The sequence below is a fragment of the Microbacterium sp. MRS-1 genome (assembly GCF_000585455.1).
Lineage (GTDB): Bacteria > Actinomycetota > Actinomycetes > Actinomycetales > Microbacteriaceae > Microbacterium > Microbacterium laevaniformans.
Genome location: NZ_JAUF01000008.1, coordinates 33,515 through 48,483 on the forward strand (window position 1 = coordinate 33,515; position 14,969 = coordinate 48,483).

At 69.0% G+C, this 14,969-nt stretch carries 11 protein-coding genes, 1 tRNA gene and 1 other RNA gene; 3 read left to right on the forward strand and 10 right to left on the reverse strand.

The window, feature by feature from the left end:
- Positions 1-47: 47 nt before the first annotated feature.
- The 8 genes from AS96_RS01905 to AS96_RS01940 form a co-directional block, all read right to left on the reverse strand.
- Entirely contained in the window at positions 48-1,286 is a 1,239-nt protein-coding gene (locus tag AS96_RS01905) for a beta-ketoacyl-[acyl-carrier-protein] synthase family protein (protein WP_005049447.1), read from the reverse strand.
- A gap of 67 nt (positions 1,287-1,353) precedes the next feature.
- On the reverse strand, positions 1,354-1,602 hold the full coding sequence (locus AS96_RS01910) for an acyl carrier protein (protein WP_005049448.1): 249 nt from the start codon (positions 1,600-1,602) through the stop codon (positions 1,354-1,356).
- A 93-nt stretch (positions 1,603-1,695) separates the two neighbouring features.
- Positions 1,696-2,712: a beta-ketoacyl-ACP synthase III gene (locus tag AS96_RS01915; RefSeq protein WP_036285051.1), complete on the reverse strand. Its 1,017-nt coding sequence runs from the start codon at positions 2,710-2,712 to the stop codon at positions 1,696-1,698.
- Positions 2,709-3,629, reverse strand: coding sequence for an ACP S-malonyltransferase (locus AS96_RS01920; RefSeq protein ID WP_036285054.1), 921 nt, complete (start codon positions 3,627-3,629; stop codon positions 2,709-2,711). The genes AS96_RS01915 and AS96_RS01920 overlap by 4 nt, the downstream gene beginning before the upstream one ends.
- A 93-nt stretch (positions 3,630-3,722) precedes the next feature.
- Complete coding sequence (locus tag AS96_RS01925; protein WP_005049452.1) at positions 3,723-4,946, reverse strand: PucR family transcriptional regulator; 1,224 nt, start codon at positions 4,944-4,946, stop codon at positions 3,723-3,725.
- 8 nt (positions 4,947-4,954) lie between these two features.
- Positions 4,955-7,684, reverse strand: a complete 2,730-nt coding sequence (aceE, locus tag AS96_RS01930) for a pyruvate dehydrogenase (acetyl-transferring), homodimeric type (RefSeq protein ID WP_036285057.1) — start codon at positions 7,682-7,684, stop codon at positions 4,955-4,957.
- Positions 7,685-7,817: 133 nt separating this feature from the next.
- Positions 7,818-7,890, reverse strand: a tRNA-Val gene (locus AS96_RS01935).
- Positions 7,891-7,920: 30 nt separating this feature from the next.
- Positions 7,921-9,423: an amino acid permease gene (locus AS96_RS01940; protein ID WP_036285059.1), complete on the reverse strand. Its 1,503-nt coding sequence runs from the start codon at positions 9,421-9,423 to the stop codon at positions 7,921-7,923.
- Between the two features lie 118 nt (positions 9,424-9,541).
- On the opposite strand from AS96_RS01940, the gene AS96_RS01945 reads away from it, so the two are divergent.
- Both AS96_RS01945 and AS96_RS01950 read left to right on the forward strand, forming a co-directional pair.
- Entirely contained in the window at positions 9,542-10,273 is a 732-nt protein-coding gene (locus AS96_RS01945) for a zinc ribbon domain-containing protein (protein WP_036285062.1), read from the forward strand.
- Positions 10,270-11,997 (forward strand): bifunctional 3'-5' exonuclease/DNA polymerase, encoded by a 1,728-nt coding sequence (locus AS96_RS01950; RefSeq protein WP_036285064.1) that lies wholly within the window; start codon positions 10,270-10,272, stop codon positions 11,995-11,997. Before AS96_RS01945 ends, AS96_RS01950 begins: the two co-directional genes overlap by 4 nt.
- A gap of 32 nt (positions 11,998-12,029) precedes the next feature.
- Here AS96_RS01950 and AS96_RS01955 read toward each other — a convergent pair whose 3' ends face one another.
- Positions 12,030-13,817 carry a DUF4012 domain-containing protein gene (locus AS96_RS01955; protein WP_036285066.1) on the reverse strand — a complete coding sequence of 596 codons (1,788 nt, stop codon included), beginning with the start codon at positions 13,815-13,817 and terminating at the stop codon, positions 12,030-12,032.
- Positions 13,810-14,478 (reverse strand): LPXTG cell wall anchor domain-containing protein, encoded by a 669-nt coding sequence (locus AS96_RS01960; RefSeq protein WP_036285068.1) that lies wholly within the window; start codon positions 14,476-14,478, stop codon positions 13,810-13,812. The genes AS96_RS01955 and AS96_RS01960 overlap by 8 nt, the downstream gene beginning before the upstream one ends.
- Before the next feature lie 107 nt (positions 14,479-14,585).
- Here AS96_RS01960 and rnpB point away from each other — a divergent pair.
- Positions 14,586-14,961: RNase P RNA component class A (gene rnpB, locus AS96_RS14630), an RNA gene on the forward strand.
- Positions 14,962-14,969 lie beyond the last annotated feature (8 nt).

A 14,969-nucleotide genomic window follows, 5' to 3' on the forward strand; every position in this document is an offset into this window, starting at 1 on the left:
CCCCCGCCATCCTCACGGATGCGGGGGCGTCTTCACGCGCGCGTTGCTCAGACCGAGGCGAAGGCGGCGACGGCGTTGTGTCCGCCGAAGCCGAAAGAGTTGCTGATCGCGAGCTGCGGACCGTCGCCGAGGGGAGTCGGCGCACCCGAGAGACGGAACGGGACAGCGGGGTCCTGCTCGGTCATGTTGATCGTCGGGGGCGCGACGCGATCGCGGATGGCCAGAATCGTGAAGATGGCCTCCAGAGCGCCGGTGCCGCCGAGGAGATGACCGGTCGAGGCCTTCGTCGCCGAGACCGGGATCTCGTCGATGCGGTCTCCGAACACGCTCTTCAACGCGACGTACTCGTTCGGGTCTCCGACCGGCGTCGACGTGGCGTGGGCGTTGATGTGGGTCACGTCGTCCGGGGACGCATCGGCCATGGCCAGCGCGAGGTTCACCGCACGCGCGGCACCGGTGCCCTCGGGGTCGTTCGCCGTGATGTGGTACGAGTCGGCCGTGACACCGCCGCCGACGACGACCGCGTAGATCTTCGCGCCGCGCGCCTTGGCGTGCTCCTCGGTCTCGAGGATCAGCACACCGGCGCCCTCGCCCATGACGAACCCGTCGCGGTCGATGCTGCCCGGACGCGATGCCGTCTCGGGGGAGTCATTGCGCTTGGACAAGGCCTGCATCGAGGAGAAGGACGCGATGGTGACGGGATGGATCACCGATTCGGTGCCTCCCGCGATCACCACGTCGGCGAGGCCGTCACGCAGGTGCTCGATGGCGTTGACGATCGACTCCGTGCTGGAGGCACACGCACTGGCGACCGTGCGCGCATAGGCGCGCGCACCGAAGTGCAGCGACAGGTTGCCCGCAGCAGCGTTGGGCATGAGCATCGGAACCGTCATCGGGAGCACCCGACGCGGGCCCTTCTCGCGAAGGGTGTCCCACGCGTCCAGGAGGGTCCACAGGCCGCCGATGCCGGTCGCGAAATCGACGCCGAGCCGCTCCGGGTCGACCTCCGGACTCCCGGCATCCGCCCACGCTTCCATCGCCGCGACGAGCGCGAACTGCGACGACGGGTCGAGGCGCTTGGCGATCGGACGCTCGAGCACGGTGTCGGGACGCACCGCAGCCTGGGCCGCGAACGTGACGGGCAGGTTGTACTGCTCGACCCAGTCGTACTCGAGGGTGCGGGCGCCGGATGCGCCACCCAGCAGCGCGGACCAGCTCTCCGGCGCGGTCCCGCCGATGGGACTGGATGCGCCGATGCCGGTGACGACGATTCGGGGAATGCTCATGGTCTCCTCGGATGCTCCGGTGGGGGCACGACGGCCCCCACCGGGGTGCAGGTGGCGAGGCCTGAGGTCAGGCCTGGTTGGTGGTGATGAAGGTGACGGCGTCGCCGACGGTCTTGAGGTTCTTGACCTCTTCGTCGGGGATGGTCACGCCGAACTTCTCCTCGGCGTTGACGACGATCGTCATCATCGAGATCGAGTCGATGTCGAGGTCGTCCGTGAACGACTTCTCCAGCGCGACCTCGTCCGCCGAGATGCCGGTCTCGTCAGTGATGAGCTCGGCGAGTCCTGCGAGGACCTCGTCGTTGCTGAATGCCATGGGATTCTCCTTGTTTATCGGGGTGTCACGGGCCCTGCGGGGCCGACGTTCAGTCTAGGTGCGGCGACCGCCGCGACCGGGTATCTCGGGCCGTCAGGGAAGGACGACGACCTGTGCGCCGAAGACCAGTCCCGCGCCGAAACCGATCTGCAGTGCGAGGCCGCCCGACAGCTCCGGGTGCTCGGCGAGCAGGCGGTGCGTGGCGAGGGGGATGGATGCCGCTGAGGTGTTGCCGGTGGTCTCGATGTCACGGCCGATCACGACGGTGTCGGGAAGCTTCAGCTGCTTGGCGAACTCGTCGATGATGCGCATGTTGGCCTGGTGGGGCACGAACGCCGCGAGATCCGACGGCTGCACACCGGCTTCCTCGAGAGCTTGACGCGCGACCTTGACCATTTCCCACACGGCCCATCGGAAGACCGTCGGCCCCTCCTGGCGCAGCGTCGGCCAGGGTGCCTTTCCGTCGCGGAACTCCGTGAGCGTGTGGTTCATCCCCACGGCATCCGCCTTCGACCCGTCAGATCCCCAGACCGTGGGTCCGATGCCCGGGAAATCGCTGGGGCCGACGACGACGGCGCCGGCACCGTCACCGAGCAGGAAGGAGATGGAGCGGTCGGTGGGGTCCACGACGTCGCTGAGCTTCTCAGCGCCCACGACGACGGCATAGTGCGCCGCGCCCGCACGGATGAGAGCGTCCGCCTGGGCGACACCGTACGCGAAGCCCGCGCAGGCGGCATTGAGGTCGTACGCGGCCGCGGGGTTGGCGCCGATGCGGTCGGCGACGATCGCCGATACCGAGGGTGTCTGCTTCGGGTTGGAGATCGTGGCGACGATCACGGCGTCGACGAGCGACGGGTCGATTCCCGCGCCGGCGATCGCCTCGGCGGCGGCATCGGCGGCCAGATCGATCGCCGTGGTCGCCGCGTCGGCTCGCACCCGCGTGATGATGCCGGTGCGCTGGCGGATCCACTCGTCGCTGGAGTCGATGGGGCCGACGAGGTCGTCGTTGGGAACCGCGTTCTCGCCGCGGGCCGCGCCGTACGCGTAGATGCGGGTGTGAGCCGGTCCCGTCGACTGGACGAGAGTGGGTCGGGTGGGCGCGTCGGTCACGCGTCGCCTCCTGTCAGCAGGGCGGCGGCTGCCGCGAGGTCGTCGGGTGTCTTCACGGCCACGGTGGGCACACCGCGCAGGGCACGCTTGGCGAGTCCGGTGAGCGTTCCGGCCGGCGCGAGCTCGATGATGCCGGTGACGCCCGCATCCGCGAAGGACTCCATGCACAGATCCCAGCGGACGGGAGAGGAGACCTGCGCGACGAGCAGGTCGAGCGCCTCGCGACCGGAGGCCACACGGGCGCCGTCACGGTTCGTCCAGAGGGCGAGCGCCGGGTCGGATGCCGCGACCTCCGCGGCCGCCGTGTGCAGCGTGGCCACCGCCGGTGCCATGTAAGAGGTGTGGAACGCGCCGGCCACCTGCAGCGGAATCACACGGCTGCCCGCGACGGGGTGAGCGGTGAGCTCTGCCAAGGCGTCTAGGGCGCCGGCAGCGACGATCTGGCCGGCGCCGTTGTGATTGGCGGGGGTGAGCCCCAGCTCGTCGAGAAGCGCGAGCACGCCGTCGCGGTCGCCGCCGAGGATCGCACTCATTCCGGTCTGCTCCTGCGCGGCCGCATCGGCCATGGTCCGACCACGCAGCCCGACCAGACGCATGCCGTCGTCCTCACTGACGACGCCGGCGGCGACCAGGGCAGCGACCTCGCCGACCGAATGACCGGCGACGCCGGCAGGCGCGGCGCCCGCGGCATCCTGGAGAGCAGCGTAGGAAAGCAGGCTCGCCGCCACGATCAAGGGCTGGGCGACCGCCGTGTCACGGATGCGTTCGGCATCCCACTCGGTGCCGGCGGCCACGAGGTCCACCTGCGCAGCCTCGGCGTAGCGCTCGAGCCGCTCGCGGGCGCCCTCGAGCTCGAGCCAGGGTGTCAGGAACCCCGGGGTCTGCGACCCCTGCCCGGGGAAGACGGTGATGATCACGTGCCTATCCTTCCAAGTTCTTCGCCGCCGCGCTGGCGACGACGTCACAACAAACGCGAAGTGCTTTGTCTGAGATCGACAAGCGTGACGGTGTCAATCGGCGCGCACCGACCGTCGCGCGGCGCTACCGCGCCGTCGCGTCGCCTCCGTGCCGATCGAGCCGATGATGAGAGCCGTCTGCAGAATGAGGGCCTCTCGCGGGCCTGTCGCATCCCATCCGATGACATCCGAGACCCGCTTGAGCCGGTAGCGCACCGTGTTCGGATGGACGAACAGCTCACGGGCGGTCGCCTCGAGGGAGCGACCGTTGTCGAGATAACTCCACAGGGTGGCCACCAGATCGGCCGAGTGCGCCTGCAGAGGTCGGTAGATGCGCTCGACGAGCGTCGCCTTGGCCATCGCGTCGCCGGCAAGGGCGCGTTCGGGCAGAAGGTCGTCGGCTTCGACCGGACGGGGGGCGTGGCGCCAGGCGCCGGCCACGGCGAAGCCCGCCAACGCGGCGCGGGCACTCAGCCCGGCATCCACCAATGCGGGCACGGTCGGCCCGAGCACGAGATGGCCGGGACCGAAGCCCGGCTCCAGGCGCAGGGCGATCTCGGTGAACGGCAGCTCTTCGGCGACGGGCTCACGTCCGGGCAGCACGGCGCGTCCGATCACGAGCACGAGGCGAGATCCCTGCACGCCGATCAGGACATCGACGCCCAGCTTGCGCGCCACACGACGCAGATGATCGACGTCCAGCTGCGGCGGAGAGGTGCCGACGAGGACGGCGACCTCGCCGTGACCATGCCACCCGAGGGCGGCGATGCGGCTGGGAAGCTCCTCGTCCGCTTCGCCGGTGAGGATGGAGTCGACGACCAGAGCTTCCAGGCGCGCATCCCAGAGCCCGCGAGCCTCCGCTGCACGTGCGTACACGTCGGCCGATGCGAAGGCGACCTCGCGCGAGAAGAGCAGGATGCTCTCGCGGAGGTCCTCCGCCTTTCCGGCGACACGCTCTTCCGTGACGGCCACGGTCACGCGGATGAGCTGGAGCGTCTGAGTGAGGCTGACGCTGCGCAGCAGCTCACGCGGAGCGGCGGCGAAGATGTCCGCCGCGATCCAGGGCGTCGAACCCGGGTCCTCGTACCACTGGATGAACGACGCGATGCCCGCCTGCGCCACCAGGCCCACCGCCGAGCGGCGGGCCGGCGGCATGTCGGCGTACCAGGGCAGCGACTCTTCGAGCCGCTTGATGGTCGCCGTGGCCAGGTCTCCGGAGATCCGGCGGAGCCACGCGAGTGTCTCCGCCTTCTCCTGAGGGGTGGGGCGGGCGGGCATCAAATCGATCAGCTTTCGCCGCCGGCGTTCCCGCTCGTTCCGGCCGTCACATCGTGCAGGCGGTACTTCTCGATCGCCTGTGCCGACAGCGTCCGGTCGACGAGCCCTTCGTCGGCCAGCGCCTGCAGGGCGCGGACGACGATGGACGGTCCGTCGATCTTGAAGAACCGACGCGCGGCGGCCCGGGTGTCGGAGAAGCCGAAGCCGTCCGCACCGAGGGTGACGTAGCGGCGGGGAACCCACTCGCGAATCTGGTCCTGCACCGCGTGCATGTAGTCGCTGACCCCGAGGACGGGACCCGCCGTGTCGCGAAGCTTCTCCGTGAGGTACGCCGTGCGCGGCTCGGCGAGCGGGTTCAGGAAGTTGTGCTCGTCGGCGGCGAGTCCGTCGCGGCGCAGCTCCGTCCAGCTCGTGACCGACCACACATCGGCAGCCACTCCCCAGTCCTCGCGCAGCAGCTGCTGCGCCTCGAGCACCCACGGCACGCCCACGCCGGACGCGAGCAGCTGCACGCGGTGTCCGTCGCCGGAGGCCTCCGAGATGCGGTGGATGCCGCGGACGATCCCCTCGACGTCGACGCTCTCGGGCTCGGCCGGCTGCACCAGCGGCTCGTTGTAGAGGGTGATGTAGTACATGACGTTCGGGTCGGGGTGGTTGCCGCCGTACATCCGATCCAGGCCGGAGCGGACGATGTGGGCGATCTCGTACCCGTACGCGGGGTCGTACGACACCGTTGCCGGGTTCGTCGACGCGAGCAGGTGGGAGTGGCCGTCGGCGTGCTGAAGACCCTCACCGGTCAGCGTCGTGCGGCCGGCGGTGGCACCCATGATGAATCCGCGCGCCATCTGGTCGGCGGCGGCCCACTGGGCGTCGCCGGTGCGCTGGAAGCCGAACATCGAGTAGAAGATGTAGACCGGGATCAACGGCTCGCCGTGCGTGGCATACGAGGTGCCCGTGCCGGTGAACGCCGCCACCGCTCCGGCCTCGTTGATGCCGACGTGCATGATCTGGCCCTGCGGGCTCTCCTTGTAGGCGAGCAGCAGCTCCCGGTCGACCGACGTGTAGTTCTGACCGTTCGGGTTGTAGATCTTGGCGGTCGGGAAGAAGGCGTCCAAACCGAACGTGCGCGCCTCGTCGGGGATGATCGGCACGATGCGGTTGCCGAAGTCCTTCGATCGCAGCAGGTCCTTCAGCAGACGCACGAACGCCATGGTCGTGGCGACCTCCTGCGTTCCGGATCCCTTCTTCGGCAGTGCGTACGCGCTGTCGTCCGGGAGGCTGATCGGAACGTGGTGGGTGCGACGCTCGGGCAGGAACCCGCCGAGCGCGCGCCGCTTCTCGACCATGTACTGGATGGTCTCGTCTTCCATACCGGGGTGGAAGTAGGGAGGGGCGTACGGGTTCTCCTCGAGCTGGGCGTCGGAGACGGGGATGCGCATCGAGTCACGGAAGTGCTTGAGGTCGTCGAGCGTCATCTTCTTCATCTGGTGCGTCGCATTGCGCCCCTCGAAGTGATGACCGAGGCCGTAGCCCTTGATGGTCTTGGCGAGGATGACCGTCGGCTGGCCCTTGTGCTCCGTCGCCGCCTTGTAGGCCGCATAGAGCTTCTGGTAATCGAGTCCGCCACGGCGGAGCTTTCCCCAGATGTCCTCGTCGGACCAGTCGGTGACCATCGCCGCGGTGCGCTCATCACGACCGAAGAAGTGGTCGCGGATGAACTTGCCGTCCTCGGCGCGGTAGGTCTGGAAGTCACCGTCGGGGGTGGTGTTCATGAGGCGAACGAGCGCGCCATCGGTGTCCACCTGCAACAGCTCGTCCCACCCGCGGCCCCAGACGACCTTGATGACGTTCCAGCCCGCGCCGCGGAAGAACGCCTCGAGCTCCTGGATGATCTTGCCGTTTCCGCGCACCGGGCCGTCGAGACGCTGCAGGTTGCAGTTCACGACGAACGTGAGGTTGTCCAGGCCCTCGTTGGCCGCGACCTGGAGCTGTCCGCGGCTCTCGACCTCGTCCATCTCACCGTCGCCGAGGAAGGCCCAGACGCGCGAGCCCGACAGGTCCTTGATGCCGCGGTTGGTCAGGTACTTGTTGGTCATCGCCTGATAGATCGCGTTGATCGGGCCGAGACCCATCGACACGGTCGGGAACTGCCAGTACTCCGGCATGAGGCGAGGGTGCGGGTAGGAGGGGATGCCGTCGGGCGCCTTCGACTTCTCCTGACGGAAGCCGTCGAGCTGATCGGCCGACAGTCGTCCTTCGAGGAACGAACGGGCGTAGATGCCGGGGGAGGCGTGACCCTGGATGAAGATCTGGTCACCGCCGTGGGGATCGTCCAGTCCCCGGAAGAAGTGGTTGAAGCCGACTTCGTACAGCGACGCGGACGACGCGTAGGTCGAGATGTGACCGCCGACGCCGATACCCGGACGCTGTGCGCGGTGCACCGTGAGTGCGGCGTTCCAGCGGATCCACCGGCGATACCGGCGCTCGAGCTCCTCGTCACCGGGGAACTCGGGCTCGTTCTCCGGAGCGATCGTGTTGATGTAGTCGGTCGTGGGCACCTGGGGAACGTTCAGCTGCAACTCGTGCGACTTGTTGAGCAGGCTGAGCATGATTTCGCGGCCACGCCCGGCGCCCTTGCTGTCGACGAGCTGCTGGAGCGATTCCTGCCACTCGTGCGTCTCTTCGGGGTCGCTGTCCTGCGGGCCCTGGGAGTACGGATCCTGATCGTTGACCGTCACGAGACACCTTTCTTCGTCTGGCAGATCATGCCAGGGACGGGGCTTCTGATACGCGTGGCTTTGTGCAGCGTCGACAACGCATCCTGGATCAGCCTAGTCACATCTCGATGGGGTGGATCGTGACCGCGGCGAGTGGGCCCTGCCGGGATCGAACCGACGACATCCACGGTGTAAACGTGGCGCTCTACCAGCTGAGCTAAAGGCCCTGACCTCGACAGTCTACGAGGTCGTGGCGCTCACCCGTCGCGGCCGACCACCTTCGGCTCCGCGGGATTGAGGTACAGATCACCATCCTTGCCGAGCCGCGAGTGGCGACGTGAGTACGCGAAGTAGACGACGAAGCCGATGACCAGCCAGACGAGGAATCGCAGCCACGTCTCCACGGTCAGGTTGAGCATCAGGTACACGCAGATGAGCGCCGCCAGGACCGGCAGCACCGGGCTCCACGGGACGCGGAAGCCGCGCGTGAGGTCGGGCCGGGTGCGGCGGAGCACGACCACTCCGACCGAGACGAGCACGAACGCCGAGAGCGTGCCGATGTTGACCATCTCCTCCAGCACGCCGACGGGGGTCAGCCCGGCCACGAGTGCGACGATGACGGTGACGATGATCGAAATGAGCCAGGGCGTTCGGCGGGTCGGGTGCACCTTCGCGAGGCGCTGGGGCAGCAGGCCGTCGCGCGACATCGCGAAGATGATGCGGGTCGCGCCGATGAGCAGCGTGAGCACGACGGTCGTCAGACCGGCCACCGCTCCAGCCGAGATCACCGTCGCCATCCACGTCTGCCCGTGGAAGGCGAAGGCGTTCGCGAGGGCGGCTGCCGGGTCGAGCTCGTCGAAGCGGACCATGCCCGTGACCACCAACGCCACCGCGCAGTACAGCAGTGTGCAGATCGCGAGCGAGGCGATGATGCCGATGGGGAGGTCACGCTGCGGGTTCTTCGTCTCCTCCGCCGTGGTGGCGACCACGTCGAACCCGATGTACGCGAAGAAGACGAGAGCTGCGCCGGCGAAGATGCCACCGACACCGAAGGCCATGGGCGCCGAGCCCGAGATGAACTGCAGCAGCGGCTGCATGAGACCCGTCGCCGCTTCGCGGGGCGCGGCATCCGGGACGAACGGCGCATAGTTCGCGGGGTTGATGAACATGATGCCCGCGACGATCACGAACAGGACGATGAAGAGCTTCACCCCGACCAGCACGAGGTTGACGCGCATCGACTCACGGATGCCGAGCGTCATGAGGGCGCCCAGCACGATGACCAGGACGATCGCCATCACGTCGACGGTGCCGCCGTAGCCGATCGCCGCGGGGAGTGGGATGCCGAGCTGCCCGAGGAGAACGCCGAGGTAGGCGCTCCAGCCCTGAGCCACGACACTCGCACCGAGGAACATCTCCAGGATGAGATCCCAGCCGATGATCCAGGCGAACAGCTCGCCGAGCGACGCGTAGGAGAAGGTGTACGCGGAGCCCGAGACCGGCACCGTGGAGGCGAACTCGGCGTAGCACATCGCCGCCAGGGCGCATGCGATCGCCGCGATGACGAAGCTGACGACGACGGCGGGGCCGGCCACCTCATGGGCGGCGCGACCGGTGAGCGTGAAGATGCCGGCGCCGATCACGACGCCGACGCCGAAGACGGTGAGATCGAGAGCCGACAGCGATTTGCGAAGCCGGAACTCGGGCTCCTCGGTGTCGGCGATGGAGCGCTCGATCGACTTCGTGCGCATCAGGCTCATGATGTCTCCTCTGCGAAAACGAACGACGCCCTCGCAGCGCCGCCGTCGGTGTGGTCATGCTAGTGCGGCGCGAGCGCGCACGGGACGGACTGTCCACGTGTCGCGGTAGGTTGGGACCGTGAAATCCCGACCCGCAGACCAGCAGCTCCTGCTCGAACTCGCGAGCCTCGACGGTGCGATCCGCGCCGCCGAGCACGCCCGTCGCACTCCCGAGCAGGCGGGCCGCGTTCAGGAGCTGCTCGCTCGCCGTCAGAGCCTGTCGGCGGAACTGACGACACTCTTGGGACGACGTGACGACATCACCGCCGAACTCGCCCGCGTGGAGTCGGACGTCGCCGTGGTCGATGCGCGAGCGGCCCGCGACACCGAACGACTCGCGTCGTCGGCGAACGCGAAGGAGGCCCAGGGACTCGAGCACGAACTGGTCTCGCTCGCCAAGCGCAAGAGCGACCTCGAGGACGCTCAACTCGAACTGATGGAGCGACTCGAGACCGCCCAGAGCGCCGTGTCCGCACAGGAATCGACGATCGCCGCGGTGAACGAGGAAGGCACTCGCCTCAGCGCAGAGGCCAAGGAAGCCGTCGCGGCGGCCACCGCCCGAGGGGAGGCGGCGTCGCGTGACCGCGCGGCGGTCGCCGCGCGCGTGCCCGCCGACCTGCTGGCGATGTACGACCGTCTCGCCGCCCGCGGCGTCGGGGCCGGTCTGCTGCATCGAAAGACCTGCGAGGCGTGCCGCATGGTCCTCTCCGGAACTGACCTGCAGACGATACGACAGGCATCCGACGATGACATCGTGACCTGCCCGGAGTGCGGTGCGATCCTGGTGCGCACCGACGAATCGGGGTTGTGACGATCAGCAGCACGGCTGCGATCGCGCCGCGCTGGCGTCTCGTGGCGCGCGAGGGAGAGGACGTCGTCATCACGACGATCGACGCCGACCTCGACGTCACACACGTGCAACGCCGCCCGCGCGAAGGCTGGTGGGACGCCGATGACGCAGGCACCCGGTGGGTGTGGTCGGAGACGAACCGTTGGTATCCCGGCATCCTGGCGACACCGTCGCTGGTCGCGCGCTGTCACGATCTTCGCCTGGCCCACGCGATCCTCCGCCGCAGCGCGCTCGTCGCCGACGCCAATGCACTCCGGGCGGCGACGCAGTGGGATGTCGCCGGCACGGAAGAGGTGCAGCCGGTGACAGCACCGACCCTGTTCGACGTCGAGGGAACATCACCCACCGGCGTCCCGGATGATCCGGAGGAGGTGCTCGCCGAATTCCGCCGGCAGCAGCTGGCGATACGCGGCTCATCTAACGCCGCACGATTGCGCCTGCTCGTGGCTGCGGAATCCGCCGGCGCACTCTTGGCAGTCGAGATGCACAGCGCCGGACTGCCGTGGGATCGTCGGACGCACGAGCGCATCCTCGAGGAGACGCTCGGTACGCGACCGCCGCCGGGAGAGCAGCCCGAACGCGTGCGTGAGGCCGCGGCGCGAGTCCGTGCCGCGCTCCAAGACCCGACCGCCAACCTCGACTCGCAGCCCAAGCTGCTGCGCAGCCTTCATCGTGTCGGCATCAGCGCAGACTCGACGAGCCGGTGGGAGCTCGCGGAGTACGACCATCCCGCGATCGCGCCGCTGCTCGTCTACAAGAAGCTGACGCGGCTGATGAGCGCGAACGGCTGGGGGTGGCTCGACGAGTGGGCCCCGGACGGTCGGTTCCGTCCCGTGTACGTCCCCGGCGGCGTGGTCACCGGGAGGTGGGCATCGTCCGGGGGAGGAGCGCTGCAGATTCCGCGCCAACTGCGTCCCGCCGTACGCGCGGACCCCGGGTGGACACTCGTCGTCGCGGACGTGGCGCAGCTCGAGCCCCGGGTTCTCGCGGCGATGTCCTCGGACGAAGCACTGGCCGCCGCGGCGCGCGGACAGGACCTGTACGAGGGCATCGTCAACAGCGGTGTCGTCCACACGCGTCAGGAGGCGAAGATCGCCGTGCTGGGGGCGATGTATGGCGCGACGACGGGCGACAGCGGACGGCTGGTGCCTGCCCTGCGGCGCGCCTACCCCCGCGCCATGGGCCTCGTGGATGCCGCGGCGGCGACGGGGGAGCAGGGCGGTGTGGTATCGACCTGGCTCGGACGGACCAGCCCCCGGGCATCGGCGCACTGGCGCGACATCCAGGCCGCCGCAGCTCTGCCGGAGGCAGCCGAGACAGATCGCACCCGAGCACGTCGCGCCGCGCGCGATCGCGGGCGTTTCACCCGCAACTTCGTCGTGCAGGGCACCGCAGCCGAGTGGGCGCTCGCGTGGCTCGCCGACCTCCGTGGTCGGCTGGCGGCGCTCCCGTCGGTCGACGCGAACGATGCGGCGCGGAACTCTGCCGCCGTGTTCGAGAGGCGCCCGCACCTGGCGTTCTTCCTGCACGACGAGATCATCGTCCACACGCCTGTCGTCTACGCCGACGCCGTTGCAGACGCCGTGCGTCAGGCCGCCGACGGCGCGGCGCGGCTGCTGTTCGGCGGGTTCCCGATCGACTTCCCCCTCGATCTTCGTGTCGCGCAGGATGCGGCCAAGAGCTGACACCGCCGCGGTGTTCTCCTCGCCGGAAGCGCTCAACCGCACCCCGTGCGCGCTACCTCGGCGACACCGACCTCGTTCATCATCGGGGTGTGAATGAGCGCGGGCCGCAGCTGCGCCCCGTTCTTCGCCACGAACGCGAACGTGAGCGTCTTCCGCTCACCGGGACTCAATGTCACCCGTGCCAGCGAGGCGGCGGCGTCACTCCCGTCCGCGGCGGTCGCGGCGACGTGCGCACCGTCGAGCGTGACACCGGCGACGAACCACTCGCGGGGGACCATCACCGTCACGTCGGTCGTGATGTCTCCGGGAGCGGCAGGGTTGGCGGCGCCGGTCATCGACTCTGCGAAGGTGCGCGCATCGGCCGGCGCCGCGCTCGTGAGGGTCACGGCCACCGTCACGTCGGCGGCGCCATCCGCCCGGCAGTCCCGCACGGACGGCGCGAGATCGACGTGGAGGAAAGTGTCCATCTTTCCGGTCGTCGCATCGTTGAAGTAGACGCCCACGGCATCCGGCCCCGCGTCCCGGAATCTCCCCAGCGTTCCCGAGAACGCTCCGTTGGCCACGGCGAGCTGTTCGTCGCTGTGTGTGCTGAAGATCGAGATGCGTCCGTCGGCGATCGGCTTCGCGAATGCTCGCACCCAGCGGAAGGGGTCGATGGGGGACGACGTGAGCCGGGCGAAGAGGCGGTCGAAAAGGTCGCGCTGGACCGTCGTCTGCTCCGCGGGGGTCTTGTCGAGATACGGCGCGACGAGCACGTCACCGACCACATCGGCCGGATCGACGACCGTACCGTCGGCGAGGGTGATCGGCCCCGTGATCGTGAGCATCGCGGTGAGCACCACAGGGTCGATGGCGATCACGGCATCCGGAGCCGGACGGCCGATCGACTGCCACCAGATCGACGCCAGTCGGGCGCTCAGGGAGAAGTCGGCGGTCATGGTCGCATTCATGACGAATCGCCCCGGAGCCTGACCGTAGAGAGTGACGAGATCGGCGGGCAACTCGGTGATCGGCGTCTCCCGATGCGGGAAGACACTCGAGTCGACCTGGTCGAGCACCTCGAGCCGATCGCCGTCGGCGCGCAGCAGGATGAAGGAGCCCGTGATGCCTCCACCGGTTCGCACTTCGGCAGAGTTCTGCACCATCACCAGGATCGTTCGAGCACCGTGCGCTCCCAGCATCGCCGGCATGATCTGCGCCACAGAGGCTGCCTCCGCCACCGTCGGCGCTGCCGCGGCGACCGCCGCGCGGATCCGCGCGATCGCCGTCTCCACGGGCTCGACCAGATCGTCGGTCGACATGCCAGTCAGTGATTCGTCGACACGCGAGAAGACCGCAGCGAACTCGTCGAGCGGCTGCGCGGCCGCCGACACCGCCGACAGGTCGAGCCAGCCCTGACCGTTGTGCGGCTGCGCCGCCGCGCGCAGCACCGGTTGGGCAGCGGCGGCCATATCGCGGATGCTCTCCGCGACGATCCGCACCGCGGCGGTGTTGGCGCCGACGACGGGGACGGCCTCGGTGGCTCGCCACACGGGATCGGTCGTCAACTCCGCGGCGTGACGCGCGTGCTGTTCGGCGTCGGTCACGACGGCGGTGAGCGCGCCGGCGTCGCCCGCGGCGATCGCTGAGCTCAGTCGCGGCTGAAGCGCCGCGACGTCGTCGAGCTCACCCTTCGCCATCCACCCGCGGATGCCGAGCCACGCGCCCCCGAGCACCACGACGCCCACGAAGACCACGAGGACGACCGCGACGCGCCGCCGACGGGGACGCCGACGGACGCTCTCGCGATGTTCCGCTGAGCCGGTGGCGCCGTCAGTCACCGGCGCGATGGGTGCGGCGCACGTATAGCAGCACGCCGCCACCGACGACCAGGACGACCGCTCCGCCGAGCAGCGGGAGCACCGCGGCGACGTCGCCTCCCGTCGCCGGAAGTGACATGCCCGCCGCCGCGACGGCTCCCGAAGTTCCCACACCGGCCGGGTCGGTCAGGCACGCCGACGTCGACGGCGGGTACGACAGAGCGACGCGCAGCGACGGGTTGACCTCGACCACGGCGGAGATGTCACCCCGCGTCCAGGCGAAGTTGCCCGATGACGCGACCCACTGGCCGTTCTCGAATGCCCATCCGGGCCATCCGTCGCCGACGCCGTTCGCGTCGACGGACGCGCCGGGCCAGAGCACGCGCCCCGATAGCCGCCCGTTCACCAACTCGCCGAGCGGGATGGTCGTGGACTGGTTGCCGTCGCTCAGCACGATACGGGCCGTGTTGCTCGTCGCGAGTCCGCCCGGGTCGTTCATGACGACCGAATAGTTGATCCACGGAACATCGGATTCGCACGACGGCGCGACCATGGTCCCGCTCAGCGACGGCGACGGCGGCGTATCGGGTCCGTACCCGTCGGTGTCTGCAGCGGCCGCGGCCGTCGCACCCCCCGACAGCATCAGGACAGCAAGAACAGCGGACAGTGCGTACTTACGCATGATGATTGCCTCCCCCAGGCGATGCGAGCCCAAACCCCCCAGCCGGGTCTCGTGGCGACACCGTATCACGATCGACCGTTGCCGACCAGTAGGATCGAGAGCGCGAATGGGTCGGCTGGACGGTCACGTGGCGGGGTCATCCCGCACCGAGGAACGTCCGGGCTCCACAGGGCAGGGCGGTGGGTAACACCCACCCGGAGCAATCCGCGAGACAGTGCCACAGAGAGCAGACCGCCCCGGACTCCGCTGGTCGGAGCACCGAGGTAAGGGTGAAAGGGTGGTGTAAGAGACCACCGGGATCGTGGTGACACGATCCGCACGGTAAACCTCGCCCGGAGCAAGGCCAGACAGGGGATGCCGACGCGGCTCGCCGAGTCCCCGGGTAGGCCGCTGGAGCGGCACGGCAACGTGTCGCCGAGAGAGATGACCGTCCACGGAGCATCAGCTCCCGGACAGAACCCGGCGTACAGGCCGGCCCATTCGCCCCCGTC

Bases quoted from the DNA above. Each gene is read 5' to 3' on its own strand.
- AS96_RS01910 (WP_005049448.1), bottom strand. From the start codon at position 1,602: ATGGCATTCAGCAACGACGAGGTCCTCGCAGGACTCGCCGAGCTCATC.
- AS96_RS01960 (WP_036285068.1), bottom strand. From the start codon at position 14,478: ATGCGTAAGTACGCACTGTCCGCTGTTCTTGCTGTCCTGATGCTGTCG.
- AS96_RS01940 (WP_036285059.1), bottom strand. From the start codon at position 9,423: ATGAGCCTGATGCGCACGAAGTCGATCGAGCGCTCCATCGCCGACACC.
- AS96_RS01925 (WP_005049452.1), bottom strand. From the start codon at position 4,946: ATGCCCGCCCGCCCCACCCCTCAGGAGAAGGCGGAGACACTCGCGTGG.
- AS96_RS01905 (WP_005049447.1), bottom strand. From the start codon at position 1,286: ATGAGCATTCCCCGAATCGTCGTCACCGGCATCGGCGCATCCAGTCCC.